The 26,297-nt window shown below is 56.1% G+C and carries 27 protein-coding genes and 1 pseudogene; 10 read left to right on the forward strand and 18 right to left on the reverse strand.

Translation table 11 applies throughout. The annotated features are described in order from the left end of the window. Nucleotides 1-42: 42 nt before the first annotated feature. A complete protein-coding gene (locus AC0V60_RS00105; RefSeq protein ID WP_486176534.1) occupies nucleotides 43-981 on the reverse strand; it encodes a prephenate dehydratase in 939 nt (312 codons plus the stop codon). A gap of 179 nt (nucleotides 982-1,160) precedes the next feature. Here AC0V60_RS00105 and AC0V60_RS00110 point away from each other — a divergent pair, with 179 nt between their 5' ends. Then, nucleotides 1,161-1,865: a c-type cytochrome gene (locus AC0V60_RS00110; protein WP_486176535.1), complete on the forward strand. Its 705-nt coding sequence runs from the start codon at nucleotides 1,161-1,163 to the stop codon at nucleotides 1,863-1,865. A 46-nt stretch (nucleotides 1,866-1,911) separates the two neighbouring features. Here the strand turns inward: AC0V60_RS00110 and AC0V60_RS00115 are convergent, their stop codons facing one another. Together AC0V60_RS00115 and AC0V60_RS00120 are read right to left on the reverse strand one after the other, a co-directional pair. Further along, complete coding sequence (locus AC0V60_RS00115; protein ID WP_486176536.1) at nucleotides 1,912-2,577, reverse strand: RlmE family RNA methyltransferase; 666 nt, start codon at nucleotides 2,575-2,577, stop codon at nucleotides 1,912-1,914. Nucleotides 2,578-2,580: 3 nt separating this feature from the next. Continuing rightward, nucleotides 2,581-3,879: a Ppx/GppA phosphatase family protein gene (locus tag AC0V60_RS00120; protein ID WP_486176537.1), complete on the reverse strand. Its 1,299-nt coding sequence runs from the start codon at nucleotides 3,877-3,879 to the stop codon at nucleotides 2,581-2,583. Here AC0V60_RS00120 and AC0V60_RS00125 point away from each other — a divergent pair. The 4 genes from AC0V60_RS00125 (at nucleotide 3,775) to AC0V60_RS00140 (ending at nucleotide 6,637) form a co-directional block, all read left to right on the forward strand. Continuing rightward, nucleotides 3,775-4,044 (forward strand): hypothetical protein, encoded by a 270-nt coding sequence (locus AC0V60_RS00125; RefSeq protein ID WP_486179523.1) that lies wholly within the window; start codon nucleotides 3,775-3,777, stop codon nucleotides 4,042-4,044. The genes AC0V60_RS00120 and AC0V60_RS00125 overlap by 105 nt on opposite strands. A gap of 37 nt (nucleotides 4,045-4,081) precedes the next feature. Next, nucleotides 4,082-4,285: a C1orf53 family protein gene (locus AC0V60_RS00130; protein ID WP_486176538.1), complete on the forward strand. Its 204-nt coding sequence runs from the start codon at nucleotides 4,082-4,084 to the stop codon at nucleotides 4,283-4,285. Between the two features lie 139 nt (nucleotides 4,286-4,424). Then, complete coding sequence (locus AC0V60_RS00135; RefSeq protein ID WP_486176539.1) at nucleotides 4,425-5,693, forward strand: sensor histidine kinase; 1,269 nt, start codon at nucleotides 4,425-4,427, stop codon at nucleotides 5,691-5,693. 44 nt (nucleotides 5,694-5,737) lie between these two features. Continuing rightward, on the forward strand, nucleotides 5,738-6,637 hold the full coding sequence (locus tag AC0V60_RS00140; RefSeq protein WP_486176540.1) for an LOG family protein: 900 nt from the start codon (nucleotides 5,738-5,740) through the stop codon (nucleotides 6,635-6,637). 9 nt (nucleotides 6,638-6,646) lie between these two features. On the opposite strand, the gene thiD is transcribed toward AC0V60_RS00140, so the two are convergent. Then, a complete protein-coding gene (gene thiD, locus AC0V60_RS00145; RefSeq protein ID WP_486176541.1) occupies nucleotides 6,647-7,453 on the reverse strand; it encodes a bifunctional hydroxymethylpyrimidine kinase/phosphomethylpyrimidine kinase in 807 nt (268 codons plus the stop codon). 12 nt (nucleotides 7,454-7,465) lie between these two features. Then, a complete protein-coding gene (gene glmM / locus AC0V60_RS00150) occupies nucleotides 7,466-8,803 on the reverse strand; it encodes a phosphoglucosamine mutase (protein WP_486176542.1) in 1,338 nt (445 codons plus the stop codon). A gap of 174 nt (nucleotides 8,804-8,977) precedes the next feature. On the opposite strand from glmM, the gene AC0V60_RS00155 reads away from it, so the two are divergent. Then, complete coding sequence (locus tag AC0V60_RS00155; RefSeq protein ID WP_486176543.1) at nucleotides 8,978-10,258, forward strand: dicarboxylate/amino acid:cation symporter; 1,281 nt, start codon at nucleotides 8,978-8,980, stop codon at nucleotides 10,256-10,258. Here the strand turns inward: AC0V60_RS00155 and AC0V60_RS00160 are convergent. From AC0V60_RS00160 to AC0V60_RS00180, 5 genes are all read right to left on the reverse strand, one after another. Next, the gene (locus tag AC0V60_RS00160) at nucleotides 10,255-11,391 is read right to left on the reverse strand and encodes an AI-2E family transporter (protein WP_486176544.1); all 1,137 of its coding nucleotides are present in this window, start codon (nucleotides 11,389-11,391) and stop codon (nucleotides 10,255-10,257) included. The genes AC0V60_RS00155 and AC0V60_RS00160 overlap by 4 nt on opposite strands. Before the next feature lie 155 nt (nucleotides 11,392-11,546). Next, nucleotides 11,547-12,179 carry a sigma-70 family RNA polymerase sigma factor gene (locus AC0V60_RS00165; protein WP_486176545.1) on the reverse strand — a complete coding sequence of 211 codons (633 nt, stop codon included), beginning with the start codon at nucleotides 12,177-12,179 and terminating at the stop codon, nucleotides 11,547-11,549. Then, on the reverse strand, nucleotides 12,179-12,397 hold the full coding sequence (locus AC0V60_RS00170; RefSeq protein WP_486176546.1) for a NepR family anti-sigma factor: 219 nt from the start codon (nucleotides 12,395-12,397) through the stop codon (nucleotides 12,179-12,181). Before AC0V60_RS00170 ends, AC0V60_RS00165 begins: the two co-directional genes overlap by 1 nt. Before the next feature lie 279 nt (nucleotides 12,398-12,676). Further along, complete coding sequence (locus AC0V60_RS00175; RefSeq protein ID WP_486176547.1) at nucleotides 12,677-13,456, reverse strand: response regulator; 780 nt, start codon at nucleotides 13,454-13,456, stop codon at nucleotides 12,677-12,679. A gap of 310 nt (nucleotides 13,457-13,766) precedes the next feature. Next, nucleotides 13,767-14,939 (reverse strand): N-acetyltransferase, encoded by a 1,173-nt coding sequence (locus AC0V60_RS00180; RefSeq protein WP_486176548.1) that lies wholly within the window; start codon nucleotides 14,937-14,939, stop codon nucleotides 13,767-13,769. 203 nt (nucleotides 14,940-15,142) lie between these two features. Here AC0V60_RS00180 and AC0V60_RS00185 point away from each other — a divergent pair, with 203 nt between their 5' ends. After that, a complete protein-coding gene (locus AC0V60_RS00185; RefSeq protein WP_486176549.1) occupies nucleotides 15,143-16,237 on the forward strand; it encodes a fatty acid desaturase family protein in 1,095 nt (364 codons plus the stop codon). 8 nt (nucleotides 16,238-16,245) lie between these two features. On the opposite strand, the gene AC0V60_RS00190 is transcribed toward AC0V60_RS00185, so the two are convergent. The 8 genes and pseudogenes from AC0V60_RS00190 to AC0V60_RS00225 all read right to left on the reverse strand — a co-directional run bounded on the left by AC0V60_RS00190 (nucleotide 16,246) and on the right by AC0V60_RS00225 (nucleotide 23,760). Then, on the reverse strand, nucleotides 16,246-16,605 hold the full coding sequence (locus AC0V60_RS00190) for a hypothetical protein (RefSeq protein WP_486176550.1): 360 nt from the start codon (nucleotides 16,603-16,605) through the stop codon (nucleotides 16,246-16,248). 46 nt (nucleotides 16,606-16,651) lie between these two features. Continuing rightward, nucleotides 16,652-17,176, reverse strand: coding sequence for a GNAT family N-acetyltransferase (locus AC0V60_RS00195; RefSeq protein ID WP_486176551.1), 525 nt, complete (start codon nucleotides 17,174-17,176; stop codon nucleotides 16,652-16,654). Next, nucleotides 17,173-18,270 carry an LPS export ABC transporter permease LptG gene (gene lptG / locus AC0V60_RS00200; RefSeq protein WP_486176552.1) on the reverse strand — a complete coding sequence of 366 codons (1,098 nt, stop codon included), beginning with the start codon at nucleotides 18,268-18,270 and terminating at the stop codon, nucleotides 17,173-17,175. Before lptG ends, AC0V60_RS00195 begins: the two co-directional genes overlap by 4 nt. 18 nt (nucleotides 18,271-18,288) lie before the next feature. Then, nucleotides 18,289-19,577: pseudogene (locus AC0V60_RS00205) on the reverse strand (LptF/LptG family permease). Between the two features lie 112 nt (nucleotides 19,578-19,689). Next, complete coding sequence (locus AC0V60_RS00210) at nucleotides 19,690-20,190, reverse strand: DUF427 domain-containing protein (protein ID WP_486176553.1); 501 nt, start codon at nucleotides 20,188-20,190, stop codon at nucleotides 19,690-19,692. Nucleotides 20,191-20,207: 17 nt separating this feature from the next. Further along, a complete protein-coding gene (clpS, locus tag AC0V60_RS00215; RefSeq protein WP_486179403.1) occupies nucleotides 20,208-20,570 on the reverse strand; it encodes an ATP-dependent Clp protease adapter ClpS in 363 nt (120 codons plus the stop codon). A gap of 268 nt (nucleotides 20,571-20,838) precedes the next feature. Then, nucleotides 20,839-21,621 carry a phasin family protein gene (locus tag AC0V60_RS00220; RefSeq protein WP_486176554.1) on the reverse strand — a complete coding sequence of 261 codons (783 nt, stop codon included), beginning with the start codon at nucleotides 21,619-21,621 and terminating at the stop codon, nucleotides 20,839-20,841. Between the two features lie 138 nt (nucleotides 21,622-21,759). After that, nucleotides 21,760-23,760: a PHA/PHB synthase family protein gene (locus tag AC0V60_RS00225; protein ID WP_486176555.1), complete on the reverse strand. Its 2,001-nt coding sequence runs from the start codon at nucleotides 23,758-23,760 to the stop codon at nucleotides 21,760-21,762. A gap of 191 nt (nucleotides 23,761-23,951) precedes the next feature. Here AC0V60_RS00225 and AC0V60_RS00230 point away from each other — a divergent pair, with 191 nt between their 5' ends. From AC0V60_RS00230 to AC0V60_RS00240, 3 genes are all read left to right on the forward strand, one after another. Beyond that, nucleotides 23,952-25,151, forward strand: coding sequence for an LL-diaminopimelate aminotransferase (locus tag AC0V60_RS00230; RefSeq protein WP_486176556.1), 1,200 nt, complete (start codon nucleotides 23,952-23,954; stop codon nucleotides 25,149-25,151). Nucleotides 25,152-25,311: 160 nt separating this feature from the next. Then, the gene (locus AC0V60_RS00235) at nucleotides 25,312-25,911 is read left to right on the forward strand and encodes a hypothetical protein (protein ID WP_486176557.1); all 600 of its coding nucleotides are present in this window, start codon (nucleotides 25,312-25,314) and stop codon (nucleotides 25,909-25,911) included. Between the two features lie 28 nt (nucleotides 25,912-25,939). Further along, nucleotides 25,940-26,293 (forward strand): hypothetical protein, encoded by a 354-nt coding sequence (locus AC0V60_RS00240; RefSeq protein ID WP_486176558.1) that lies wholly within the window; start codon nucleotides 25,940-25,942, stop codon nucleotides 26,291-26,293. Nucleotides 26,294-26,297: the final 4 nt, after the last annotated feature.

Consider the following 26,297-nt stretch of genomic DNA (forward strand, 5'->3'; position numbering starts at 1 on the left):
TAAAATTGGGACTGCTCCCAAGTATTAAGAGGAAGCAGATGATTACCCGCGTTTGCGCGCCTGCTCATACGTGCCCAAGATCCGCAGCTCTTTGGAATGGAACGCACACTCTTCCAATGCCCGGTCGACGGCTGGATCACCCGGCACTCCGATAATATCGGCGTAAAAGCGGGTCGCTGAAAAACTGGCGCCCACCTGATAGCTTTCAAGCTTGGTCATATTGACGCCGTTCGTCGCAAACCCGCCCAGCACCTTGTACAGCGCGGCAGGAATGTTCTTCACCTCGAATATAAAGGTGGTCATCGCCGGTTTGTCAGGGTCAACGCCAAGGAATGTTGGGCGATCAGCCAGAATGACAAAGCGCGTCATGTTGTCGGCGGCGTCCTCGACATGGTCTTTCACGATATCAAGGCCATAAAGCTCAGCTGAAATCGCCGGGGAAATGGCCCCAATCGCCGGATCGCCTAGCTGCGCCACATGGGCCGCAGCGCCCGCCGTGTCGATGAAGTTCAAGGGCGCAATATTATGCTTTTTCAAAAAGTGACGCGATTGGCCAAGCGCCTGCGGGTGGCTGTACGCTGCTTTAATCGAATCCAAAGTCGGCTTTGCCCAATCCCCCTGATCTCCCTGTTTCCCGCCAGCGCGCGGTGCCATCAGCGCGTGATGGATCGGCAAAAAGTACTCGCCGACAATCGAAAGGCCGCTTTCGGGCAGGAGAAAGTGGATGTCAGCCACCCTGCCATTGTGAGAATTCTCAATCGGAATAATAGCTTGCCCCGCCTCGCCAGATTTCACAGCATCAAGCGCATTGGCAAAGCCATAGCAGGGAAGCGGTGCCATATCGGGGCGCGCTTCTAAGGCGGCACGGTGCGAATTGGCCCCCGGCGAGCCTTGGAAAGCAATCGCCGTCGCAGGATCGCGTAAGGCCGCCTCGCGCAATTGCTCGACAATCGGAAGGGCAAGGTCCGGGAAACTCATCATATTGGCCGTGTCTGCTATCCTTCGCGCTGCCGAGTGACAAGTCTAAGGTTTTTGGTGTTAGGTTTTTGGCCGTAGGTCGCCATCGGGAAAATCTCGCCGGGAAACTTGTATGGGACGCATCAAATGATGATGCGATTGATCTTGCACACAGACAAAGGCCCGATTATGGGGGCGCCGGGATGACACAGGACAACTTGAATATGTCAGAAAACAACGCAGGCTCAGGCGATCTTTTCAACACTGCCGCTGGCTGGGTGCTCTTTGCAGCTCTGGTCGGGCTGGGTCTTTCGATCCTTTCGGGCAAGTATTTCCATGCTGACAAGCCAGAGCGTCCCGAAACGCTTGGTTATGTGATCGAAGGCGTTGAGGAAGAAGGCGGAGCTGCCGCTGAAATGAGCATGGCTGAAGCGCTCAATATGACAAGCGTTGATGTGTCCGCTGGAGAAAAAGCATTTGCCAAGTGCGCAGCTTGCCACACGGTCGAGCAGGGCGGCGCGAACGGCGTTGGGCCCAACCTTTACGGCATCATGGGCGCCAAGTTCGGCAACAATAGCTCGTTCGGCTATTCAAGCGCGCTGACCTCTGCGGGCGGCACTTGGGGCTGGGAAGAGATGAACGAGTGGCTCGATAACCCGCGCGGCTACATTGATGGCACCACCATGGGCTTTAACGGTCTCTCCAAGGTTGAGGACCGCGCTGCGATCGCACTATACCTCAACACATTCGGTTCAAACCTCGAAGTCCCAAGCTATGTGTCGGATGTGGTGGCAGAATCGGAGGCTGAAGCGGCCGCAGACGAAACCGCCGCGGATGAGGCAGAACAAAACGCTGCTGAGGACACCCCCGCACAAGCCGAAGACACCGCAGAAACGGCCGCTAGCTAAGCAAGTTTTTGGACTTGATCTTTAAGCGGCTGTTGAGGCGGCGCGTCTATTCGCGCCCTTTAAATCCTTGAGCGACAACATACCATTCCGATGAGCCCTTACGGCTCGCGGGGGGCTTTGCGTGTTTGACCGTTTTGAAGTGCGCTTTGAGCAAATTCAGCAGGTCCGCATCCGTCCCCCCTGCCAAAACCTTCGCCACAAACGCTCCGCCTTTATCAAGCGTCTCCACGGCAAACCAAGCGCCCGCCTCGACAAGACCCATAGTGCGCAAATGATCGGTTTGTTTGTGTCCCACCGTATTGGCGGCCATATCCGACAGCACCAGATCGGGCGCGCCGCCCAAAGCCTCTTCCAGCCGGGCGGGCGCTGCATCGTCCATAAAGTCCATCTCAAAGATGGTTACGCCTTCAATCGGTTCTGTCGGCAATAGGTCGATGCCGACAACCTCAGCCTTAGGCGCTTTTGCCCGCACAACCTGGCTCCACCCGCCGGGCGCAATTCCGAGGTCCACCACGCGCTTAGAACCCCTGATAAGGCCGAATTTCTCGTCCAATTCGATCAGCTTATAAGCCGCCCTGCTGCGATAACCGTCCGCCTTTGCCTGCTTCACATATGGGTCATTGAGCTGGCGTTGCAGCCACCGGGTTGAGCTTTCGGTCCGCTTCTTGGCGGTTTTGACCCGGCGCTCGGGATTGCGGCCTGAACGTGTCATCGCTTAACCCGCTGCTCTCTTGTTGGGTCCAGTCTCACTCGCGGCTTCCCCGCGTGCATCCTGGAGTGATTGACGGCTGCGTTCTCCCTGGCGTTCAGCGGCCATCATACTGCGCAAAATGCCTTCGCGGATACCGCGATCGGCGACCCCCAGACGCTCAGAAGGCCAAAGATCAAGGATCGCCTCAAGGATCGCGCAGCCCGCCACCACTAGGTCAGCCCGGTCATTCCCAATGCACGGGAGCTGGCTGCGCTCGTGCGGTGACATGCCCGAAAGCCGCCCGCTAATCTCACGCATCGCGGTCGATGGCACGATCAGACCATCGACGGCCTTGCGGTCATAATGCGGCAATTCCAGATGAAGGCTCGCCAAAGTCGTCACGGTTCCGCTGGTGCCCAGCAAGCGAATATCATCGCTCGCCGCAGCCTGCGCAATACGCTCAGCAAAAGGCGCAAAACTCTCAGACACAACCCGGCGCATTTCGGCATAGCGTGCAAGCCGCGCTTCTTTTGAGGAGAGGTCCTTGGGGCCAAAGGATCGGACCGTATCGGTCAAAGACACCACACCCCAAGGCACGCTTTGCCAGTCGATGATATGCGGAATTTTCTCGCCCGGCTCGAGCAGGACCAACTCGGTCGAACCTCCCCCAATATCAAAGATCACCGCTGGCCCTTCGCCCGATTCCAGCAAAATATGGCAGCCAAGAACAGCCAAACGAGCCTCTTCCTCAGCGCTGATGATATCAAGCGCGATCCCCGTCTCGCGCCTGACGCGTTCAATAAATGCCTCGCCATTAGAGGCTCTTCGGCAGGCCTCGGTCGCAACCGAACGCGCCAGCCGAACATTGCGCCGCCGCAATTTGTCAGCACAGATCGAAAGCGCCGCCATAGTGCGCTCCATCGCATTATCGGAAAGCCGCCCCGTTGCCGTCAGATCCTCGCCAAGTTTCACGACCCGGCTAAAAGCATCAATGACAGTGAAATCGCGGCCTGATGGGCGGGCAATCAAGAGCCTGCAATTGTTGGTTCCCAGATCAAGCGCCGCATAAGCTTCGCCCGGCCGCGGGCCGCCGGTCATGGGTGTTGCCGATTGTTTTGGCTTGCCGTGATCGTTTGGCTGCCCATTGGGGCTCGCCTGTCGGGCACGTGACGCTGAACCTCCCCGCCTATTTTTAGAGCGATTGGAGCCAGATTTGCCATGCTGACTGGAGCGCTTGTAGCGAAAATCGGCTACCTTGCCGGACTTGCCGCTCCGTCTTTTGCCAGCTTTTTTATTCTCGTCCGGCGGAAGCATATCCGCCATAAATCAATCTTTCATATCACCGATGCGTGCATTGCACCGGCACCTGCCAAGCAAGTTAAACCATGCGCCATGCAAGAGCAAGCAAGCTTGGGTCTGACCTGTATGGATGGCTGCATTCTGGCTGCGTCTATTGAGGTTCGCATCCTGACGCCCGATCCGGTATGACGCGGATATTGCCCTTGCAAGTGGAGCATTTGCCATAGTGGAAAAACACGCATTCTGGTCAATACATGAGGCTGCCTGTGAGCGCGGTGAGAGCGCCTATGTTGACCCGGATACCGGTTACACCGTCTTCACCAGACTCGCTCATTTAAAACGAGGCAAATGCTGCGGCTCGGCGTGCAGACACTGCCCGTTTGAGCATATGAATGTGCCGCCGCATAAGAGGCCCGCGGCAAAAGACTAGACGCCGCGCGGACGGCCGGAAACAAATACCGCCCACTTTCGTTATGGTAGTGATCTGCGGCGAAAACTTTTTGCAAAGCTTTCCTGCAAAGTCTTACGCTGGCATTTGCCTCACTCTTGTTTTTAATGGCTAGGACCAAATGACCGAGGACCCGCATCTCGACGAAGACGCGCGTAAAGCCTTTTCTTCAGGCGATGCCGTGGTGCGGCAGGTGAAGACTAAGGATGGCCAAATATTCAGCCGTTCCGTCAAGCCCTACACCTCGGATATTGGCGGTGTGATTGTCACCTATGACCCGGTCATCAGCGATCCGGCTGGCCATCCTTCAAAGATTGAGTACAAGTCTGCAACCGGCGGCAAAAGCGAAGATGCGGCCGACACTGAGAACGGGGAGGAGACTGAGGCTGTGGTCCAAGCTCTGGCTAAAGGCGTTGCTCAGATCGGTGTGTGGACGCTTGAGAATGACGGAGCGCGGGTTGATTGGGATGCGCGTTTCACACAGATCACAAAGCTTCCCTCGCTGGGCATCTCGCTGGGGGAGAGCGGTTTTCTTGACTATATCTTAAATGAGGACCGTGATGCATTTGAGCGCGCAATAGACGCTGTCCTTGAAGGGGGAGAGCCCCTTGATATTGAGCTTCGCTTCACCCCGCCGGGGGCTTCAGTGATCTGGCTCCATGTGCGCTGTGTTCGCATTTACCGTGACGGGTTTGCGATGCTCGTTGGCATAATTGCAGACATCACTGAGCGAAAAGACAATAAACAGCGCAGCGAATTCATGATGCGTGAGCTTGACCACCGCGTTAAGAATATGCTCGCGATCATCTTGTCGATTGCTGAGATTACCGCCCGGTCCAACACCGATATTGGTACGTATAAAAATGACTTTCGAGGCCGGCTTGAATCCATGGCCCGGACCCACAATTTGCTTGCTCAAACGCAGTGGACAGGGTCAGATCTGAGATCGCTCGTCCTCGAAGAGACCCGCAGTCTTGCAGGCCCTGATGCCTTTACCATCAAAGGTCCGGATTTGGACATCTCTCCGTCCGCTGCCCAATCATTAGCGATGTTCTTTCACGAACTCATTGTGAATGCGCAAAAGCACGGCGCGCTCAGTGCAAAAACGGGGCACGTCCGTGTGACCTGGGATATCCAAGAGAGCCCGGAGGCGCATTTGACCCTTTTGTGGGAGGAAAGCGGAGGCCCCTGCGCAGCAGAGCCTGCACGAGAAGGCTTTGGCGGGAAAGTCATCAATCGGATCGTCAAACGCCAACTGGATGCGGCGGTTGATACGCAGTGGCAGACGGGCGGTATGAAATTAACCGTCAAAATTCCGCTAAGCGCCATTTGCACGCCGCCCAATGCGGACCACCCATCTCCTAGGCCGGCGGCAGCCGCCGATTGCTGAACTGTAAGCTTGTCCTTGCCGCAGCGCATGCCTAGGTCAGCGCAATGAGTGATGATAAGAACGACAAGAATCTTGCAGGCGATCATGATTTGGTCAGCCGCAAGTTTTACCCCGCACAAGTGGAAAGCCGCTTTGCCCATGAGGCGCCTGTAAGCACGCCTCAAACAGAGCACCCTGCCTACAGGCTCGCCTTCGACGACACTGATTTTTTGCTGCGCGATGAGCTCCGCCCGGTGCGCTTTCAGCTTGAGCTTTTGAAGCCTGAGATGCTGCTCGATGAAGCGCGCGTGGGCTCAACCATGGTGATGTATGGTTCTGCGCGCATTCCGTCTCCCGAAGAAGCCCAGGCCAAAATTGACGCGGCTAAAGATGGGGATGAGTGGGATCAGAAAGTCGCCGCTAATCTTGCCAAGAAGGCGAAATATTATGCTGAGGCCCACAAGCTCGCGCGCCTCGTGTCCGAAAAAGCCATCATCGAAGAGGGGAAACGCCAATTCGTTGTGTGCTCAGGCGGCGGTCCGTCCATTATGGAGGCGGCCAACCGCGGCGCAAGTGAAGCGGGCAGCGAGAGCATTGGCCTTAACATTGTTTTGCCGCATGAGCAGGCACCCAACCCCTATGTGACGCCGTATTTGTCATTGAACTTCCACTATTTTGCGCTTCGCAAGATGCACTTCTTGCTGCGTGCGCGCGCTGTGGCGGTGTTCCCTGGCGGTTTTGGCACTTTCGATGAATTCTTCGAGCTTTTGACGCTCATCCAAACTGGCAAGATGAAGCCTCTTCCGATCCTGCTGTTTGGCAAAGATTTCTGGACCCGTGTGGTCGATTTTGAAGCGATCGCGGAAGAGGGCACGATTTCGCGCAAAGATCTGGACCTGTTCAAATGGTGCGAGACCGCAGAAGAAGCGTGGGATCACATCTCTGAATTTTACGGCCTTGATTGACCACCCCGATTAAAGGCCAGTGACAGCCTGATGGCCTAGCGGTCCGTTTCCTGAGCCATAGCCGGGGGCATGTTCAATCGCGCGCAGCACAAATTGGCGCGCAATCTTCACCGCATGCTCCAGGCTTTCCCCTCGCCCCAAAAGGACCGCGATGGCGGATGATAGCGTGCAGCCAGTGCCGTGAGTGTGGGCTGTGCCGATCCGGGCATGATCAAACTGCACCTTGCGGCCGCCGCTCTCGCAGAGAACGTCGATAACGCGTGCGCCTGTCAAATGCCCGCCTTTGGCGAGAACGGCGGCGCCTGTTTGGCGCGCCAGGGTCTCAGCGGCCTCGATCATTTGCGCAGGTTTAGTGATATCTCGATCCAGCAAATGTGCAAGTTCCGGAACATTGGGCGTGATCAGGCTGGCGAGAGGAAATATCTTCTCGCGCAGTGCCGAAATCGCATCGGGCGCGATGAGCGCCGCGCCGCTGGTTGAGACCATCACCGGGTCGACCACAATCGGGCACCGGGCTCCTTCAAGCGCACCTGCCACACAGGCGATCACATCGGCGTCGTGGAGCATGCCGATCTTGACCGCGTCCACGCCGATATCGTCAATGCACGAAGCAATTTGAGATGTTACAGCGCTGCCTTCTAGCGGCGTAATGGCCTGAACTCCCACGCTGTTTTGCGCAGTGATACTGGTAACCGCGCTCATGGCGTAACCGCCCAGCATGGTGATTGTCTTGATGTCGGCTTGAACGCCGGCCCCGCCGCTCGAGTCCGAGCCTGCAATCGTCAGGATACGCGGAGGGGAGGGCGCGGCTGCCACTGGCCTCAAACCTCAGGCTGCACTGCGCACAGCATCGCAGACCCTATCTACGACCGCTTCCACTTGGGCGGCATCATCGCCCTCAGCCATAACGCGGATAACAGGTTCGGTCCCCGAGGCGCGGATCACGAGACGGCCATGGCCTTCAAGCTCGTTCTTCGCCTCCGATATGCACTGCTGCACAGCCGCATTGTTCAAAGGCGCACCGCCATCATAGCGCACATTTTTGAGAAGCTGCGGGACCGGGTCAAACTGATGCAATATCTCGCTTGCGGGTTTGCCAGAGCGCACAAGAGAGCTCAGCACCCGCATCGCAGCCACTGTACCGTCGCCGGTCGTCGTATGATCAAGCATGATCATATGGCCGGACTGCTCACCGCCCACATTAAAGCCCCCTTCTTTCATGCGCTCAAGCACATAGCGATCGCCAACTTTGGTCCGCTCAAGCGTAAGGCCGCGCGCTTCCAAATGCCGCTCAAGCCCAAGGTTTGACATGACCGTTGCCACGACGCCGCCGCCTGTCAGTGAGCCTTTTTCGTGCATTCTGGCGGCGATAAGAGCCATGATCTGATCACCGTCAACCTTGCGGCCCTTTTCATCGACCAGAATCAGCCGGTCTGCATCTCCATCCAGCGCGATGCCAATATGCGCGCCTTCTTCGACAACCTTGGCCTGAAGCGCCTCAATCGAAGTTGAACCAACGCCGTCATTGATGTTTGTCCCATTGGGATTGACGCCCAATGTGGTCACATCGGCGCCAAGCTCCCATATGGCGGAAGGGGCGACTTGATAAGCGGCCCCATTGGCGCAATCGACAACCACCTTAAGTCCGTCAAATCGCATGTCGCTGCCAACCGATTGTTTGACCGCATGAATGTAGCGCCCCCGCGCGTCTTCGATCCTGCGCGCGCGTCCGATTTTCTCGGCATCAACGAGCTTGGGATCGGATTCGAGAAGTGCCTCAATCTCGGCTTCTGCCTCGTCTGAGAGTTTGAACCCATCGGGCCCAAACAATTTGATCCCATTGTCGGCATAAGGGTTGTGGCTCGCTGAAATCATCACACCCAGGTCGGCGCGCATTTCGCGGGTGAGAAGCGCAATTGCAGGCGTTGGCAGGGGGCCGGTCATGATCACATCCATACCAACGCTGGTGAAACCTGCGACGAGAGCGCTTTCCATCATATAGCCGGAAAGCCGAGTGTCTTTTCCGATCACCACGCGGTGCCGGTGCGTGCCGCGCACAAAGTAATTCCCAGCCGCCTGTCCCACTCGCATAGCGGTGGCAGCGGTCATGACGCCTGCATTGGTGCGGCCTCTAATGCCGTCAGTGCCAAAGAACTTGCGTGTCATGGCTTTGTTTTGTCCTCAGATTGTTTGCGCCAGCCTATAGCCGCCGAAGGTTGCTTTCGCGTTATTAGCCACAGGCGGATTTGTCACTTTCTTCTGGCGCGGTTATCGCCTGAAGGGAAGGGCACGCGTAGTCCTGAAAAGAAAAGATACATTCAGACATACCTGAGGCCGACCTTGAGCGAACCATCATTCAACCATGCGCAAGATAGCCATACGCAAGATAGCGCATATGAGCTGACCACGATCCGCCTGCCGGTCATTGCAACCTTTGCAGCGCTCATATTGGGCCTGGGGCTCGGCGTTGCATTGTCATCTGCTGCCTTGCCTGAACGGGTGCTACAGCCGCTTTCTCTTGTGGGTTCGCTCTGGCTTCGCGCGCTTCAAATGACAATCATCCCTCTAGTCGCAGCCTTGCTTGTGCTTGGCCTGGCTCAAATGGTTCAGGCGGCGCGCGCGGGTAAAGCGGCCCGCAGGTTCTTGGCGCTGGTCTTTGGCGTCTTGATCCTTGGCGGCGTCTTTACCGCTGTGCTGATGCCTGCGCTTCTTGCGATTTTCCCGGTCCCGCAAAGCGCCAGCGGATTTCTGGCAGAAGTGCCCGGTGACGAGCTTGCGGTGCCGGGTATTCTGGATTTTCTGGGGTCACTGATCGCGCCCAATATTATTGCCGCAGCAGGCGAGACGGCCATGCTGCCGTTGACGATCTTTTTCGCACTCTTCGCTGTGGCCGTATCCAAACTTCCCAAAGAGCAAAATGCTTCGCTCATGGGCTTTTTCCACGCTTTGGCAAACGCCATGTTGCTGATCATAGGCTGGGTGCTTTGGATCGCGCCCGTTGGCGTGTTCGCGCTTGCTTTCGGGGTGGGAATGCGCAGCGGGGGCGGGGCGTTTGCAGCGCTTGCTCACTACATTCTTGTCGTCTCGGCGATGGGCGGGTTTATTCTTATCCTTGCATATGCGCTGGCTTGGGCATTGGGCGGAGTTAATCCTTTGCGCTTTGCCCGCAATGTCCTGCCTGCACAGGCGGTCGCGGTCTCCACGCAAAGCTCGCTCGCCAGCCTTCCTGCGATGCTGGACAGCTCCAGCCGCTTGGGGATCAGGCCGGTTACCAGCGAATTCGTCTTGCCTCTCGCGGTTGCGATTTTTCGCGCGACAAGCCCGGCCATGAATATGGCTGTGGCGCTTTATGTCGCGGCGCTTGCAGGCGTTGAGATTTCCCTCCCGCTTGCGATTGCCGGGGTTTTGGTCGCTCTGATTATTTCAGTCGGGTCGGTCAGCTTGCCGGGATCAATAAGCTTTGTTGTTTCTATCGGTCCGATTGCGATTGCGATGGGTGTGCCGATTGAACCGCTTGCTTTGCTGGTGGCTGTTGAAATGCTCCCTGATATCATGCGCACCCTTGCCAATGTGACGATGAATGTGGCGGTGACGAGCGCGGTCGATAAAGCTGCCGACTAGAGCGGTCCTGCGGGATCCTCTTGGACCGCGCCTTCGGGAATATCGCCTTTGAACAAGGGCTCGCCAAACAAAAATCCGACAAGGTTAGGCCTGCCGATATGATCGAACAGCGCCGTTAATGTAAGCAAGATAGGCACCGATAACAGCGCTCCGGGCACGCCCCATATCCATGTAAAATAGGACAGCGCGATCAAGATCATAACCGGGCTCATAGTGAACCTTGCGCCCAATATCGAAGGGGTGATCACATTGCCTTCAACCGCGTTGAGGCCAAGATATGCAAGTGCAGGGATCATCCCGAGCCACACTGTTTCTGCTGTCCCAACGCCGAACAGCGCGAGCAGTGCGAACATGAACATTGGGCCGATGTAAGGGATAAAATTGAGGATCATGGCGAGGCCGCCCCACATGATCGGCACATCCACACCAAGCGCCCAGGCACCAAGCGCAACGAGCACGCCGACGCCCGCGTTGATACAGCCCACCGTCATAATATAGGCAGCCACGCGGTCTTGAACCTCGCGGATAGCGCGGGCCGCCTTGACGCTTGAGCCGAAACTTTCCCTATCGAACAAAAGATGGCGGCGCAGTCGCACCCGCGCCTCAATCATGAAAAATGCCATCAGAATCATGATCAGCACAGAAACCACTACTGACGGCGTGGCAAAAGCGATCTCTTCAAGCAGGCTGGGCGTTGCCAGCACGACTTGCGAAGTGCCGGTGTCTCCCATGATCTTTGCCAGCTCTGAATTGGCTATCGCGATCCATTCAAATTCGCCGCGCAGGTCTTCGAAACGCTGGCCAACACGGCCTGCGATTTCGGGAATCTGCTCGAACAGGTCGAGCGCAGGTTGAAGGATCAGACCGAGGGCAAGAAACAAAACCCCCATAAAGACCAGCAGCGAACTGAGCGAGGCAATGACATTTGGCAGGCCAAACTTTGCCAGTTGATCCGCCAAGGGAGAAAGCAGGATGGTCAAAAGAATGGCTGTCACAAGCGGTAGGAAAACAACCGAACCAATCGAAAGAACAAAGGGCAGGGCCAAAAACAGGCCAAGCCCGATCAGAACCACCAAAGACGACATCAGCCGCACCTCAGGGCTGCTCACGCTATTGCCGCCGGGGCCAGTCACGCCCGGGGTATTTCCCCCAATTATGTTTCCCCCAACTGGAGGTTTTTGTGATGGCTGATGATCCATTGGCTGTGTGATCTTCCCCTTGCACCTTCACATTATGCCAAGGGCAGTGAGAGGCCAAGCACGGTCTTTTAGCCCCATGCGATTTGCGCTCAGTCTGTTGCGCCTGCGCTACCAAAGTCGTCTGCGTTTGCGACGACGTCATCGAGCTCATCCAGGATGGCGCTGTGCGCGGTGGCATCGCGCGTAGACCTGCCTGGCACATTGTCTTTCGAGAGCATTTCATTGAGCGTTGCACGCGCACGCCCGACCCGGCTCTTGATCGTGCCAAGTGCGCAGCCGCAAATCTGCGCTGCTTCTTCATAGGAAAAGCCGCCCGCACCCACCAACAAAAGCGCCTCGCGCCTTTCGGGGGGCAGCGTCAATAAGGCCCGGTGCATGTCGGACAGATGGATCGGCTCTTCTTGTGCTGCGGGCTGCGTTAAGATGCGCTCCGCCATGCCTTCGTCATAATTGCCCCGGAACCGGTTGCGGCGCATGTCGGTGAGATAGGCATTGCGCAAAATCACAAAGGTCCACGCGCGCATTGAGGTGCCCGGCTCAAAACGGTCTTGCGCAGCCCAAGCTTTGAGCAATGCCTCCTGTACCAGATCATCGGCCATATCTGCCCGGCCGCAAAGCCCGCGAGCAAAGGCGCGAAGATGCGGGATCACTTCGGTCAGCTCCCGCTTAAAATCGGCGCGCTGTTTTGCGTCAGGTTTAGGAGACTTAGTTTCTTGCGTCACTAACTCGGCTTTCCGGTTCCGGCGTCTTCGCCAGGCCCGGTGCTTTCATCGAAAGCGTCGAGCAAGTCCTTAAAACTATCCGGCAGCGGCTCTTCCACTACCTGATCGTAGAGCTGTTTCAGCCCTTGAGCCCATGCCGGCGCATCAACCGAATCATCTCGGCGCGCATCAGCACGCAGATCAGACTTGTCTTTTTCCGGTTCCTTCGCGGAGCTCATTTGTGAACCTGCTTTATCCCATCGCTTACGGAACATACCGCAAGCGATCTGTCATAACCATCGCGCCGTTTGCGCGGTGGGAATGCAAATGAAACTTGCAAGCTACACAAATGTTCCCTCGTTTCCTTTAGGCCGGTTCGCCTTGAGCTGTTTATGGACAATAGGCGTCAAAAACTGACAAATAAACCGATCATCTGGTCTGCTTGTGAGAAATTGCAAAGAGGCAATTTGAAAACCTGGTCCAGAGAGCCTCAGCCGAAGAACCTCAGCCGAAGAACCTCAACCGAAGAACAGGGCCTGACTGATAGCAGCTTTGACGGCCTGCTCTCGGAAGGGCTTCGTCACCAAATAGGTCGGCTCAACCCGGTCGCCTGTCAAAAGGCGTTCAGGGTATGCGGTGATGAAGACAACAGGCACACTGCTCAGCCCCAAGATATCTTCCACTGCATCAAGGCCTGACGATCCATCGGCCAGTTGAATATCGGCCAGCACGAGGCCGGGCTGAGTGGTTGTCGCAGCCTTCAAAGCTTCGGCGTGAGTCGTGGCAGTACCGCACACTTCGTGCCCCAACGATTCCACCAGATCCTCAAGCTGCATCATAATCATCGGCTCGTCTTCGATGATAAGAACACGTGTCTTCTGCTCTGAATCGATCTCTGCGATAGCTTCGTTTGCAAGCGTTTCGACCGCGTCAGGTTCGATCTGAAGCACTTGTGCAGCTTGGCGCAGGGTGAATTCTTCGACGGTTGTTAGCAGCAGCGCATGACGCTTGCTGTCTGTGATCGCGCGAAGTTTGGTCACAGCGCTCGCTTCTTTTGAGCTCGCGGCCTCCGCGCTATCAAGGGCTAGTTGTTCGTCGCCTAAGGTCTCATGGAACAAGCGGTAAAGGGCAACGCGTCCTTGTTGCAATGACTGCTTCTTTTCATCGTTCACAAGCGCGCTCTGAAGCGCTGAGCGAACCATGGCGTCGCCTCTTTCTTGGGAACCACTAAGCGCGCGCGCATAGCGTCGAAGAAATGGAAGATCCTCGGCGAGTTGTTGACTGAGGGACACAATCATCTCCGGAAATATCGTTCTTAAAGGGTGCGAAACGGACTTTCACAAGCCAACTTCGCACCCATCTTGTAAATCTATGTACGCATTAAATGGCGCGCGCAAAACTGAAACCAAAAAAATTTGAAAACTTGGGAACCCCATTCTTAGATGGGCATTTATTTTATGTCGCCGGCCTGAACCCCCTCCCGTCCATATGGTCGGCGACAAGATCCCGAAAGGCCTTCACTCATTTGAGTGGAGGCCTTTTTTATAGCCCAGCAAACTCGTCAAATGCCCGCCCGATTGCATCGTCTCGGCCTCCGCTTGTGTCAGGTCAACCAATGCTCTTCCCATAGATGGCATATTCGCGGTTGATAGAACTGTCGATGGCATCGGCTATCGCCACCATGCCTTGGTTATCCTCAAGGATCCAACCAATTTCGCCTCGCTGTGAGTGAAACTTTGAGGCTGCATTGCTGCGGATATGGCTGATCATCATAAATGCCAACTGGCTTGCAGCGCGAGAATTTTGATACTCCTTCAAAACGCCCATTAACGGCACCCGCATACCGGCCCCTTTCGGATAGCGCAGCCAGCGCAGCATATGAAACCATCCAAAGGGAAAAAGCTTTCCGTTAATTTTGGACAGCACCTGATTCATATCTGGGAACACCAGCATAAAGGCAACGGGCCGGCCATCAATCTCGGCGATCATATTGAGCTCGCTCTTGATGATGGGTTTGAGCTTTTTGCCGGCGTAAGCGACTTCTTCTGGGGTGAAGGGGACAAATCCCCAGTTGTCAGACCACGCGTCATTGAGGATTGAGAGCACGATCGCGGCATCTTCGTCCCAGCGAGACTTATCCACCTGGCGCACGGTCATACGTTTATTGCGTTCACCAGATTTCGTGATGCGTTGAACAAGCGGAGGAAATTCGCGCGAGACATCAAGATCGTAAGTGAAAAGCGTTTTGGCAACCGAATAGCCCGCATCTTCGATCCATGCCTGATAATGCGCAGGGTGATGCCCCATCATGACCATTGGGGAATGGTCGTGCCCTTTTACAAGCAGCCCCGGCTCCTCCCACATCGCCATGGAAATTGGTCCCAGAGCCCGCGTCATCCCTTGAGCCTTCAACCAATCCTCAGCCTGCGCGATAAGGGCTTTTGCCACCGTTTCATCTTCTGCATCGAAATAGCCAAACATGCCTGTGCCAGGTCCAAAGCCTTGCTCTTCAGGCATTTTTAGAGCCAGTTCATCAATCTGAGCGGAGATACGGCCCACCGGTTTACCGCCGCGCATCGCAATAAAGAGCTGCGCTCTGGCGTGGCCGAAAAATGGGTTCTTGCGCGGATCAACCAGCTCCAATTGTTCAGAGCGAAGCTGGGGTACAGCGTTGTTAACCCTGGCGGCAAAGGTGCGGCCCAGATCGACAAACCGCGCACGCCCTTTTTTGCCTTCGACCGGCTCTATAATCAGCGGCTGTGCGGCATCAGTTGAAACCATTGGGTGTTACTCTCACTATCTTACAGGCTTGGGTCATGCATCAACGCGCTCATCTTCTGCCCGAAGTATTTTCTCAAGCCAATCGGACGATTTGACTATATCACCGCGTTTGCGCCTTGGCGTCTTTGTCTTGAACCCTATATCTTGGGCGCCGTATGCGGTAAGAGCTTTGGTAGGAAATATCTATTCACCATCCCAATGACATGACCAAGCATCAGCCAATCCCTTCTCCAACCCAAGCACCATCATCTCGGCCCCGCGCCAAGCGCGAAGATTTCCGTGCGCTTGATGATAAAGATATGCTGCGGGCAGCGCGCGATCTGACTAAGGATTTGGGAGAGGCTAAGGGCTGGATTTACTGGTCTGATATGCTCATTTCGGCAGCGATTGGTTATGGCGCGATTGCTCTGGCGATCCTTACCACCAATGTGTTTGTGGCAATTGCGGCTGGGGCTGTGGCCTCGCTTGCGCTGTATCGCGCGCTCATGTTCATTCATGAGCTCACGCATATCCACAAGAACGCGCTTCCCGGCTTTCGATTGGGCTGGAACCTGCTCGTGGGTATCCCAATGATGGCGCCCAGCTTCATGTATGAAGGCGTTCACGTCATTCACCACAAGCGCACCCAATATGGCACCATTGAGGACCCGGAATATCTACCCCTCGCTTTGATGAAACCATGGAGCTTGCCGCTGTTCGTGATCGTCGCATTGTTTGCGCCTGTTGCGGTCATCATTCGTTCGGCGATTTTGGTGCCTTTGGGCCTTGTAATCCCGCCTCTACGCCGCCTTGTGTGGGAGCGTGCGTCTTCGCTCTCAATCAATCCGGACTTTCGCCGCAAGCCTGCCGATGGCGATTTTGCAAAGCAGGTTCGCTGGCAGCAATTGGGCGCCAGCATTTGGGCGATTGCGCTGCTCGCAAGCCCGCTTGTGATCGGGTGGAAGCCGTTGCTGGTCGCGCTTGGTATCCTTTCCTTGACCACTCTTCTCAACCAACTGCGCACATTGGTCGCGCATCTTTGGGAGAATGAGGGGGAACCCATGACGGTGACAGCGCAGTTTCTCGATAGCGTGAATGTCCCGCCTCCGGGGGTTATGGCTGAAATCTGGGCGCCTGTTGGTTTGCGCTATCACGCGCTGCATCATCTGATGCCATCAATGCCCTACCACGACCTGCCTGAGGCGCATCGCAGGCTGGCGCACGAACTGGGCGATGGAACGACCTATGAGGGTGCGAACCATCCGGGGATGTTCAATTTGGTTGGGCGAATTGCGCGCAGCACAATGCTGCCGCGCTGAGGCGTCTCTCAGTTCATCCGCTGAACTTTTGAGCCCTTGGGCGGCTTGAAACCGGGCGGGTTGCTGCCTGCTTCCATCGTGTCTGGAAGGGCTTTTTGACCTCTTGTACCCTTAGCGCCTGCGCCATTGTCCGAGCCACCGGGAAGGGCAGGGGCACCGCCAGACGCTGCCTCGCCGGATGCCTTCGTACCCTTCTCCTGCGCACCATCCTCCAGCACACGGTCGCTGCCAGCTGCATTGGCCTCGCCCTCTGGATCGGCATCGAGAGGGATCGCCTCGGTGAGGTCAGGCGTGTCCTCGGGTTCGCTGCTGCATGCAGCTAAAGCCAATCCGAGACCGATAAGACTTGCAGTCGTAAAGCGTTGCATGGTCGAGATCCTTCTTACTTCGCCTCGCTCTAGTACACCCATGATGCTATTCAAGGAAATGGATCATCGCGCATCGTCTTGAAACGGGAAGGCCGCTGTCCGCCTCAAGAGCCAGCTCGCCGGCAAGCCGGGGATGGGCATCGAGGGCAATCACCTCCTCAAACCCGCGGGCTTGATAGAACGGCCCGTTCCAGGGCACGTCGCGGAAAGTGGTGAGGGTGATCGCGGCAAAGCCCGAATTGCGTGCATCAATCATGCAGGCGCGCAGCAAGCCAGCCCCCACACCTTGCCCTTGAAAGTCAGGATGCACATCAAGCTCCCAGATGTGCAGTTCGCGCCGGAAGGGCTCGCACACAAGAAACCCAATCATCCGCTCGCCTGCATGCGCGGCAAGACAATGCCCTTTGCGGATGTAGCGCTCAAGACGCTCAACCGGCACGGTCTCATTGTCTGCTATGCCGGAAAGGCCTTCAACAGTCCGAAAGACGGCTCCCGCCGCGCTCTCAATTGCAGGCATAAACTCAGCGTCTGCTTTGCGTGCAAGGCGCAGCGACCAATTGCCCGCGCTCATTCCTCGGTGCGGATGAGGACGGTTTCACCCACCAAAAGGAAGAGAAAAAACGGGGCCCATGCGGCAAGAAACGGCGGGTAGCCCCCAAAACTGCCCATTGCGAGCGCGGCATTGTCGACCACGAAATAGGCAAAACCCAGCGCCATTCCGAGGACAGCGCGGACAAACAATTGCCCCGAACGCGCCAATCCAAATGCGGCGATAGAACCCAAGAGCGGCATCAACAGCGCCGATAAGGGTCCGGAAATCCGGTGCCACCATTTGGCGCGCATTTCTGTGGTGCGCCTGCCGACCGCTTCGAAAGCGTCAATGGTTTCGGAAAGCTCCCAAAAGCTCTGCCCGTCAATGTCCACAGATTGCAGGTCGATTTGGTCAGGGGTGAGCGTCTCTCCGACTGTTAGCGTCTCCAACTCCTGAGTGTCAGCGCTGCCGACATCAAAGCGCGTTGGGCTGTCCAATTGCCAGCCGGGAGCTGCATAGCTGGCGCTGGGTGCGCGCACTTGCTCGCTGATGATGCCGCCGGGCGCTCTTGTGTACCAGGTGACATTGAAGAGCTTTATCTGCTCGCCTTTCCCGGTAAGCGAGACGGCGGTCAAAATGTTGTCGCCGTCTGTCAAATAGACATTGGTTCTGATGCCCGAATCTTCGGGGATCGGCCCATATTCGACCGCCTCCCACGCCTTGATCGTAGAATTGGCGCGGGTAACAATTCGTTCGTTAAAGGCAAAGCTGATCACTGCGACGACGGCGGCGGTAAGAAGCAGCGGCGAGAGCACCTGGTGGGCCGACAATCCCGCCGCTTTCATCGCCACCACCTCGCTGTTCTGATTAAGCGCCACCAGCGTAATGAGCGTCGCAAGCAGTACAGAATAAGGCAGGAACCTCGATATCAGCTGCGGTATGCGCAGGCTCACATATTTGATGATCTCGTTCTGGCCATTGCCTTCGGGCGCCAAAATCGTGCCTGTGTTGCCAAGCAGGTCCAGCGCCATCAGCACCAAGACCAGCATCACAAGCACAGCCAGAATGCGCACCACGAACATTTTGGCGAGGTAGAGCGTCAAAGAACGCGAGGGAAAGAAATCCAACTGCATCGGTTGTCTTGAGCGCCGCTACCGTGCCGAAGCGATAGCGGCATCTTCGCTTTCCGCTTGATGATCGGCGACCAATGAATGTGCCTTGCGCCGGCCAAAAAGCTTGCCGACTTGCTTGGCCGTTTTGTCGAAGCCACGTTCGAGCACTCCCAAAGCTTGCCCCCCGGCACATGCGCGGTCCGGTGGTACATCCAGATGATGAGTGCTGAGAAAATGACAAACGGCCCCCACAAAGCGATGATCGGATCGAACCTGCCGAGGGCTGCGATATCGGCTCCATATTGGTTCACCTTGTGATAGGCGACGACCAGGATGATGGAGGTGAATATCCCTAAGGCGCTCGTCGATCGCTTGGGGGGGATGGCCAAAGCCACGGCCAAAAGCGGCAAGAGCCACATCATCACGATCTCAACCATGCGGTAGTTGAAACTCGCCTGAGTGGCGTCGCGCTGCGCCTCAGTCGCATTTTCGTCTGCCCATCCGATGCTGAGCAGTTCGGGCAATATGTATTCCCGGCTTCCGTCACCTCGGGCGCGGAATTGTTCAATTGCAGGCAGGTCGATGGGCAAATCATGGCGCGAGAAAGAAAGCACCCGCGGCGTATCATCTCCGGTGTCTTGAACGATAGTGCCTTCGGTGAGGCGCAGGATGATCGTGTCGGGATCATCGGTGGTCGCCATGAAACTGCCTTCGCGCGCGCTGATCGAAAGGACCTGGTCCTCGGTGTTGGAGACGCGGGCGAAAATTCCGATCAGGCGCTGACCATCATCCTCGCTCTGCTCAATTCTGAGAGCCATGCGGTCTGCAAGAGTGGTGAATTCGCCGACCTTAATAGACGCACCAAGAGCGCCGGATCGCAGTTCGTACTCCATCTGCTCATAGTAATACCGGCTGAGCGGCTGGATGTAGAATACAAGCGCAATATTGACCGCAACAAGGATCGCGGTGAGGATGTAGGGAACCCGCAAAAGCCGCCAATAGGATAGGCCCACCGCGCGCATGGTATCAAGTTCAGAGGAGGTTGCGAGCTTTCGAAAGGCGAACAGAACGCCCAAAAGCAACCCTAAGGGGATCGCAAGGCTCGCATATTCTGGGATGAGCGCGCCCAGCATCTTGAAGACCACGCCAATCGGCCCGCCTTCGACTGCCACAAAATCGAACAATCGCAGCATTTTGTCGAGCAAAAGCAAGCTCGCCGCGAGCGCGAACACTCCGAGCATCGGCACAATCACCAGCCGAAGAATATACCGGTCAATACTGGGAATAAAATTCAGCAATGCCTGTGCCGTCCCGGTCCTTTCGCGCATCTGTTCGCGCAATTTAGCTCGTGCGAAGCGCTCTAGCGGGAATTCGCCCGCGCGTCATGCCCATATGTGGGTAAGCGCGCCTCAATTGCCAGCCAAATGCACAAGCGCAGCGTCACCAGAACTGACTGCCCGGCATGCCTTTGAAAGGCCCTGCTTCATATTGACTGATCCAGCCGCCATAAAATTGTCCCGGTTGCGGGGTGATCTGCTCACCATCTACCAGGCATTGATCAAGCGGGTCGGGATAAAAGGCAATAAAGTCACGGATGCCTGCAAAGCCGGGGGTGGGGGCGGCGTAGCTCCAGGCACCAGCCGGGATCGCATCGTCTCCCACCACAATATCGAAATAGCGCGCCTGCCCTTTCCATTCGCACATGGTCCGGCGCGAATTGGTGCGAAGGTATTCTATCGAGATATCGGCTTGAGGAATGTAATAGGTCGGGGGGTGACTGGTCTCAAGCGTGCGCCATGCGCCGGCGCTGTCGGCCAGCTGCACGCCATTGTGAATAATCTGAATGCGGCGCGCTGCCGGTTCGCAAATGGCGGGGCGCGGGTAGTCCCAAACGCTTTCCTGCCCGGGGCCTACAGGATCCGGTTTGGGACGGCCTAACATGAAACCACGAGCCTATTTCATGCCTTTTCGAGCGTACATTGCAGCGGATGCTGGTTCTGGCGCGCGAAATCCATGACCTGATTGACCTTGGTTTCGGCCACTTCATATGGAAAAATGCCGCACACTCCGACACCCTTTTGGTGAACATGCAGCATCACGCGGGTCGCTTGCTCCAAGTCCATGCCGAAAAAACGCTTCAAGACCATGACCACAAATTCCATCGGAGTGTAGTCGTCATTGAGCAGCAGCACTTTATATTGGCTCGGTTTCTTGGGGCTCGTGCGAGTTTTTGTAGCGACCCCGACCTGCGCATCGCCGTCATCGGTGTCCCCAGTGTCTGGCTTATCCGTATCCGAACCTCCTGCAAAAACATGCAGCATCAGCGTGCGAGGTGTTGGTTCGGCAAGGCAGGGATCAGACGTCGTCATTGCCCTCCATTATGGGAAACCTGTGCCCGCACGCAAGACAAGACCGCGCCGATCCAGCAGTTTGTGGGTTTTAGCCGAGATTTCCGGCGCCAAAACAAAAAAGGACCAGAAAGACCGGGGGTGGTCTTTCTGGTCCATGCGCTTTCGCGCGCTTTCACGAACCGGGCTAAAAAGAGAGAGGAGAGAGGCCCAGCTCTGAAATTCAGTTGAAGGTCAGCGCTTAGGCAGCCTTCGAAACTTTTTCAGCTGCAACGCTAACGCGGTTCGAAATCGGAGCGAATGCGTCGTTATAAAGCTTCACAATGGCTTCGGTGCGCTTGGAGCTGAATGAGACGGCCGCATCAAAATTGCGGCGAGCGATTTCGCCCTGAAGTTCGAAAAGCTCGGTAGGTGACTTGATTGTGGTCACTTTTTTCACGTCCCCGGTGACGGTTTCGATCACAGCTTTGCCGGTCTCAACGTCTGATTTCACCATTTCCTGTGCACCAGCGATGAGGATTTTGCCGCTTTCGACAACTGCCTCAACATTGGCTTTGTTAAAGTCGCCAGCTTCAGAGGCAAACTCTGTGGCTTTGCCGTAAGCGCCTTTAGCGCGGGTCTGCGCGTCAGCTGCGAATTCTTTCGCCTTGGCTGCGATGTCGGCAGTGATGTCGGTCTTTTGTGCAGTTGCCATGATGGTGTCCTTAAGTTTTGAAACTGGGTTGGTGGTGGCGGCGGTCTTGGCTGCTACCTTTGTTGGAGCCTTTTTCGCCGCGGCTTTCTTGGCCGCTGGCTTTTTGGCAGGTGTCTTTTTCGCTGCGGTCTTGCGGGCAGCGGGTGCGCGCTTCTGTGCATGAGCAGCGACAGCCTTCTTGACCGCTCTGGTGCTCACTTCAGGCTTAGGGCCGTCCGCTTTTACCGCTTCGGCGACCTTAGCTGCGCTTGCAGTTTTGCTTGCAGCAGCGTCGGATTTGACCTTTGCCGCCGCAGCGTCGATTTTCGATGTTGTCTTGGCTTCAGCCATGAGTAGCTCCGTCTTGTTGCACTGCACAAAATAGGCATTGCAGCTGCGAAGTCAAGGATTTTTTGTGCAGTGCACAAAACAGGCCAAAGGCCTTATTTATCTGATGCTTGGTCTCGTTCGGTCAGCGCGATGGAGTGCCTAGCGTGATTTAACATAGGTGCCAGGAGCGTCCTCAATCACTTTATCGCCGCGGCCACCGGGCTTGCGTTTGCCGGTCGCAGGTGTCTTCTTATTGTCCTGCGAGCAAAGCCATTCAAGCCAATGCGGCCACCAGCTGCCGGGGTATTCGTCCGCGCTCTCGATAAACTCTGAAAGTGAGCTCGCGCCCTTGTCCCCCAGCCAATATTGGTACTTGCCAGCATCGGGGTGATTTACAACGCCTGCAATATGGCCAGAGCCTGCAAGCACAAACTCAAGCGGTCCTTTGAAGTGGTTGGTTAGCTGCCAAACACTTTCCGCAGGGGCAATGTGATCCTCCCGGCCAGCCTGCACATAAGAAGGTGTCTCAACCTGTGTGAGGTCAATCGCCGTGCCGTCCGCCTCAAGCGCGCCGGGGACCACGAGTTTGTTGTCGCGGTAAAGGTCGCGCAAATAATCATTGTGCCACTTGGCAGGCAGATTGGTGACGTCCCCGTTCCAGTGGAGGAGGTCAAATGCGGGATAATCTTCGCCCAGCAGGTAATTGTTGATCACATAATTCCAAATGAGATCCTTACCCCGCAGCGCATTAAAGGTCGCCGCCAAGTACCGCCCATCAAGATAGCCATCAGGAGACAGCTGCCCGATCATCTCAAGCTGTCCCTCACCGATGAAGTGCTTTAAATCGCCACTGCGGGCAAAATCGACCTGCGCTGTGAAGAACGTCGCGCTCTTGACCTTGTCCGCCTCGCCTCTCGAAGTGAGCAGCGCGAGCGTTGCCGCTAAGGTTGTGCCGGCCACGCAATAACCGATTGCATGGACGCTTGGCACATTCAGCCGCTCGCGAATCGTATCAATCGCCTCAAGCTGGGCGCGGATGTAATCGTCCCACACCACATCGCCCATCGTTTCGTCAGCGGACTTCCAGCTCACCACAAAAACGGTGATACCCTGATCGACCGCCCATTTGATGAAGCTTTTCTCGGCAGTGAGGTCGAGGATGTAATACCGGTTGATCCACGGCGGAAAGATCACCAGCGGCACTTCATAAACGTCCTTGGTGGACGGCGAATATTGGATCAATTGGTAGAGATCGCTCTGCGCAACCACTTTGCCCGGTGTCGCCGCCAAATTCTCACCGAGCGTGAAGGCATTGGGGTCAGTATGCGTCAACTGACCGCGCTCAAGGTCCGCGATGAGGTGGCGCATTCCGCTCACGAGATTTTGGCCGCGTGTTTCAATCGTCCGTTTGAGCACCACCGGATTGGTGGCGAGGAAATTGCCCGGGCTCATCGCGTCCGATAAAGCGCTAATGGCAAATTTGAGCTGAGTTTTCTTCTCGCTTTCAAGGCCGTCTATATTCGCAGCCGCATGCTTGAAATATTCAGTCAGCATCAGATAGGTCTGATGAAGCAGAACAAATGCAGGGTTCTCGCTCCATGCCGGATCGACAAAGCGGCGGTCCTGACGAGGCAGTGCCGGGGACGCGTTGTCCCCTGACGTGCCCCCTGACATTCCTCCTGTGACCGCGCCCGCCAGCTCTCCCACTCCGCTGAGCATTTGTTTGGCGAAGTCCTGCCAAAGTTGCACCGTATCGCCTGCAAGCTTCGCCTGCGTCTGGACCAGATCACCTGGAAGTGTTTTCACCATGCTTTGCGACACGAGCAGCCACTGTGCAGGATCAAGCAGGTTTTTGCCTATCCCTGAGCCTTGCGCCGCCCCTTTAGCTGCCTTGCCAGCCTGCGCGGTCACAAATTGGAGCCACATAGCCTGCATCTCGCTCGCCGATTTGGCCCAGTCGCCAAGATCACCCATGTTTTGCATGTCGGCCCCATTGGGGAGAGCGGGCATGGCTGGGAAGGTCTCTGATCCGCCCTGGGACGGGTTTTGCGAGAAAAGTGCGCGCAATGCTTCGCCTTGCATATTCATGAGCGAGTTCAATGGACCCATAGCATCATGGGGAAAGCCGCTGGTTGTTTGATCGTTCTTGTTATCAGCCATTATTGCGCCCTTTTGTGCATGGTGTCTTTGCCTTATTGACTGAAACGCTGGCTTGCTACCCTGATAGCGCTATCTTCTGGCAGCGTAGCCAAAGCGGCGTATACAGAAACCAATTGCTGACCTACATATACGTTTAACGAATGGAGCCAAAGCCAATTGGTTCCTGAAATAGCGCGCTCGGGCAGAAACGAATGGACGACCAATTTTACCGGATGAAGCGGCTTCCGCCGTATGTGATTGCTGAGGTTAATGCGCTGCGTCATGCCGCGCGCCAAGAGGGGCAGGACATCATTGACCTTGGTATGGGCAATCCCGACCAGCCCCCGCCGCAGCATGTTATCGAGAAATTGTGCGAGGTCGCATCAAAACCCGATGCGCATGGTTATTCCCAGTCCAAGGGCATCCCTGGTCTCAGGCGGGCGCAATCAAACTATTACGAGCGGCGTTTTGGGGTTGATCTTGATCCTGAGACCGAAGTTGTCGTGACGATGGGGTCAAAGGAGGGGCTAGGCAGCCTCGCAACAGCTATCACCGCGCCTGGTGATGTTGTGCTTGCACCAAACCCGTCCTATCCCATCCACACCTTCGGCTTTATTATAGCAGGCGCAACGATCCGCGCCGTGCCTACGACGCCTGACGAAGAATATTGGCGCTCCCTCGAAAGTGCGATGAATTTTACGGTGCCGCGGCCCAGCGTATTGGTTGTGAGCTATCCATCGAACCCCACCTCCGAAGTTGTCGACCTCGCTTTTTATGAGCGACTGGTCGCATGGGCGCGCGAGAATAAGGTCTGGGTCTTGTCGGACCTTGCTTATTCAGAGCTTTATTTTGATGGCAATCCAACCCCGTCAATCATGCAGGTGCCCGGTGCAAAGGACGTGGCGGTTGAATTCACCAGCATGAGCAAGACCTATTCGATGGCCGGTTGGCGCATGGGCTTTGCGGTTGGCAATAAGCAGCTTATCGCAGCGCTTACGCGGGTGAAATCCTATCTCGATTATGGAGCGTTTACGCCTATTCAAGCAGCAGCCTGTGCAGCGCTGAATGGACCGCAGGATATTGTCGCATCGAATCGTGAGCTTTATCAAAAGCGCCGTGACGTCATGGTCGAAGCATTTGGGCGCGCGGGATGGGATGTTCCGCCGCCACCAGCGTCAATGTTCGCATGGGCCCCGCTTCCGCCTGCGTTAAAAGAAATGGGAAGCCTTGAGTTTTCAAAGCAATTGCTGACCGAGGCGCAAGTGGCTGTGGCACCTGGGGTGGGTTACGGCGAAGAGGGTGAGGGGTTTGTCAGAATAGCGATGGTGGAAAATGAGCAAAGATTAAGGCAGGCAGCGCGCAATATAAAGCGTTACTTTTCGGAAATGGGTTTGAATTCTTCCGCGGCCTGATGGCGAAAGTTGATGCGCTTGTTTCATTGTTTTGTGGGGCTGGCACAATTGGGCGCGTTGTGCGTTCATAAAATAGGTTAGTCCGATCAACTTATATTGTCATTTTGCTCTGTCGGACTACCTTGTCAGTTTACATAGTCTTTTTACATAGGAGGTTGTGATGTCATGGGACGCACTGCGGCCCCTAACCAAGAGGCAGCAAGCCGTAGTCGAGCGGATTGATCGGCGCACTCCAATCAAAGTCATTGCTCAAGAGCTGGGTGTTTCAGAGACTCGGATCAATCAGCACATCCGGGCGCTGAAAAATATCTACGAGGCTGAGAACCTTGCCGACCTTGTTGAGGCTTATCGAGCCGACAAAAATGCGCAGAGAGAAACCGAGCCCGGCAAAGAAGGCTCTTGGAAACAAGATCTTACACCGCGAGACGCGGGCTTAAGCGAATCTGTATACAGCAAAAATCAGGTCCCCATCAGTGCGCTAATGAGTGAGCCAATGGCGCAGGACGACCCGGGAGAGCTCGTTATTCGCGATGTCTCTTCCATGGTTGAAGAGGCGCCGTGGTTACGGGCCGCTGAACCGCAGGTTGTCCCCCGGGCGCTCGATGGTGAAAACGCTGTTTGGCTTCGCCTGGTTGCGATTTTTGGGATTGCTTTCGGCTTTTTGGCCGCTGTGGTCCTTACCGTAACTGCCGCTGTTACACTCAGCGAGGCGTTGGACGAACGTGTGACTGTCCCGGTTGACCAACAAGGCTTCTCTTGACGAGCAAAGGGGAGCATGGAGACTTACCATGACAGATCGTATGCTCGCCGATGCCCGGAACCTTAAGAAACTGGTTCGCGAAGCCGAAGCGCTGGCAGATGAATCCATGATTGCTTTCGCGCGTTTGAAGCAAGCTATGCTCGCCGCTCGGCAAAACCCACATGTTGAGGTGGATACCGGACAACGTGCATTGATGCGCTTGAATCAAGCCGAAGCTCAGGCGATGAGCATGTCCACCAGCCTCCTTCGCGTTCACGATGAGCTCAGTAAGGTGGCCCGCGAACGTATGGCTGGCGACGAAAATATTCCTACCGAACTTCTCGAAGTGGCCCCTGACACCCGTGAGACGGCCTCGCGGCCTTTGGTGACAGAAGAAGCCTGACCTG

This window comes from Erythrobacter sp. S259 (assembly GCF_057364965.1).

Coding starts and splice junctions, on each gene's coding strand:
- AC0V60_RS00225 (WP_486176555.1), bottom strand. CDS start 23,760: ATGGCTGATAACAAGAACGATCAAACAACCAGCGGCTTTCCCCATGAT.
- AC0V60_RS00135 (WP_486176539.1), top strand. CDS start 4,425: ATGACCGAGGACCCGCATCTCGACGAAGACGCGCGTAAAGCCTTTTCT.
- AC0V60_RS00240 (WP_486176558.1), top strand. CDS start 25,940: ATGACAGATCGTATGCTCGCCGATGCCCGGAACCTTAAGAAACTGGTT.
- AC0V60_RS00110 (WP_486176535.1), top strand. CDS start 1,161: ATGACACAGGACAACTTGAATATGTCAGAAAACAACGCAGGCTCAGGC.
- AC0V60_RS00125 (WP_486179523.1), top strand. CDS start 3,775: ATGCTGACTGGAGCGCTTGTAGCGAAAATCGGCTACCTTGCCGGACTT.
- AC0V60_RS00105 (WP_486176534.1), bottom strand. CDS start 981: ATGATGAGTTTCCCGGACCTTGCCCTTCCGATTGTCGAGCAATTGCGC.
- AC0V60_RS00115 (WP_486176536.1), bottom strand. CDS start 2,577: ATGACACGTTCAGGCCGCAATCCCGAGCGCCGGGTCAAAACCGCCAAG.
- AC0V60_RS00220 (WP_486176554.1), bottom strand. CDS start 21,621: ATGGCTGAAGCCAAGACAACATCGAAAATCGACGCTGCGGCGGCAAAG.
- lptG (WP_486176552.1), bottom strand. CDS start 18,270: ATGCAGTTGGATTTCTTTCCCTCGCGTTCTTTGACGCTCTACCTCGCC.
- AC0V60_RS00120 (WP_486176537.1), bottom strand. CDS start 3,879: ATGGCGGATATGCTTCCGCCGGACGAGAATAAAAAAGCTGGCAAAAGA.
- AC0V60_RS00170 (WP_486176546.1), bottom strand. CDS start 12,397: ATGAGCTCCGCGAAGGAACCGGAAAAAGACAAGTCTGATCTGCGTGCT.
- AC0V60_RS00175 (WP_486176547.1), bottom strand. CDS start 13,456: ATGATTGTGTCCCTCAGTCAACAACTCGCCGAGGATCTTCCATTTCTT.
- AC0V60_RS00210 (WP_486176553.1), bottom strand. CDS start 20,190: ATGTTAGGCCGTCCCAAACCGGATCCTGTAGGCCCCGGGCAGGAAAGC.
- glmM (WP_486176542.1), bottom strand. CDS start 8,803: ATGACACGCAAGTTCTTTGGCACTGACGGCATTAGAGGCCGCACCAAT.
- AC0V60_RS00230 (WP_486176556.1), top strand. CDS start 23,952: ATGGACGACCAATTTTACCGGATGAAGCGGCTTCCGCCGTATGTGATT.
- AC0V60_RS00190 (WP_486176550.1), bottom strand. CDS start 16,605: ATGCAACGCTTTACGACTGCAAGTCTTATCGGTCTCGGATTGGCTTTA.
- AC0V60_RS00185 (WP_486176549.1), top strand. CDS start 15,143: ATGACCAAGCATCAGCCAATCCCTTCTCCAACCCAAGCACCATCATCT.
- AC0V60_RS00195 (WP_486176551.1), bottom strand. CDS start 17,176: ATGAGCGCGGGCAATTGGTCGCTGCGCCTTGCACGCAAAGCAGACGCT.
- AC0V60_RS00140 (WP_486176540.1), top strand. CDS start 5,738: ATGAGTGATGATAAGAACGACAAGAATCTTGCAGGCGATCATGATTTG.
- AC0V60_RS00235 (WP_486176557.1), top strand. CDS start 25,312: ATGTCATGGGACGCACTGCGGCCCCTAACCAAGAGGCAGCAAGCCGTA.
- AC0V60_RS00180 (WP_486176548.1), bottom strand. CDS start 14,939: ATGGTTTCAACTGATGCCGCACAGCCGCTGATTATAGAGCCGGTCGAA.
- clpS (WP_486179403.1), bottom strand. CDS start 20,570: ATGCTGCATGTTTTTGCAGGAGGTTCGGATACGGATAAGCCAGACACT.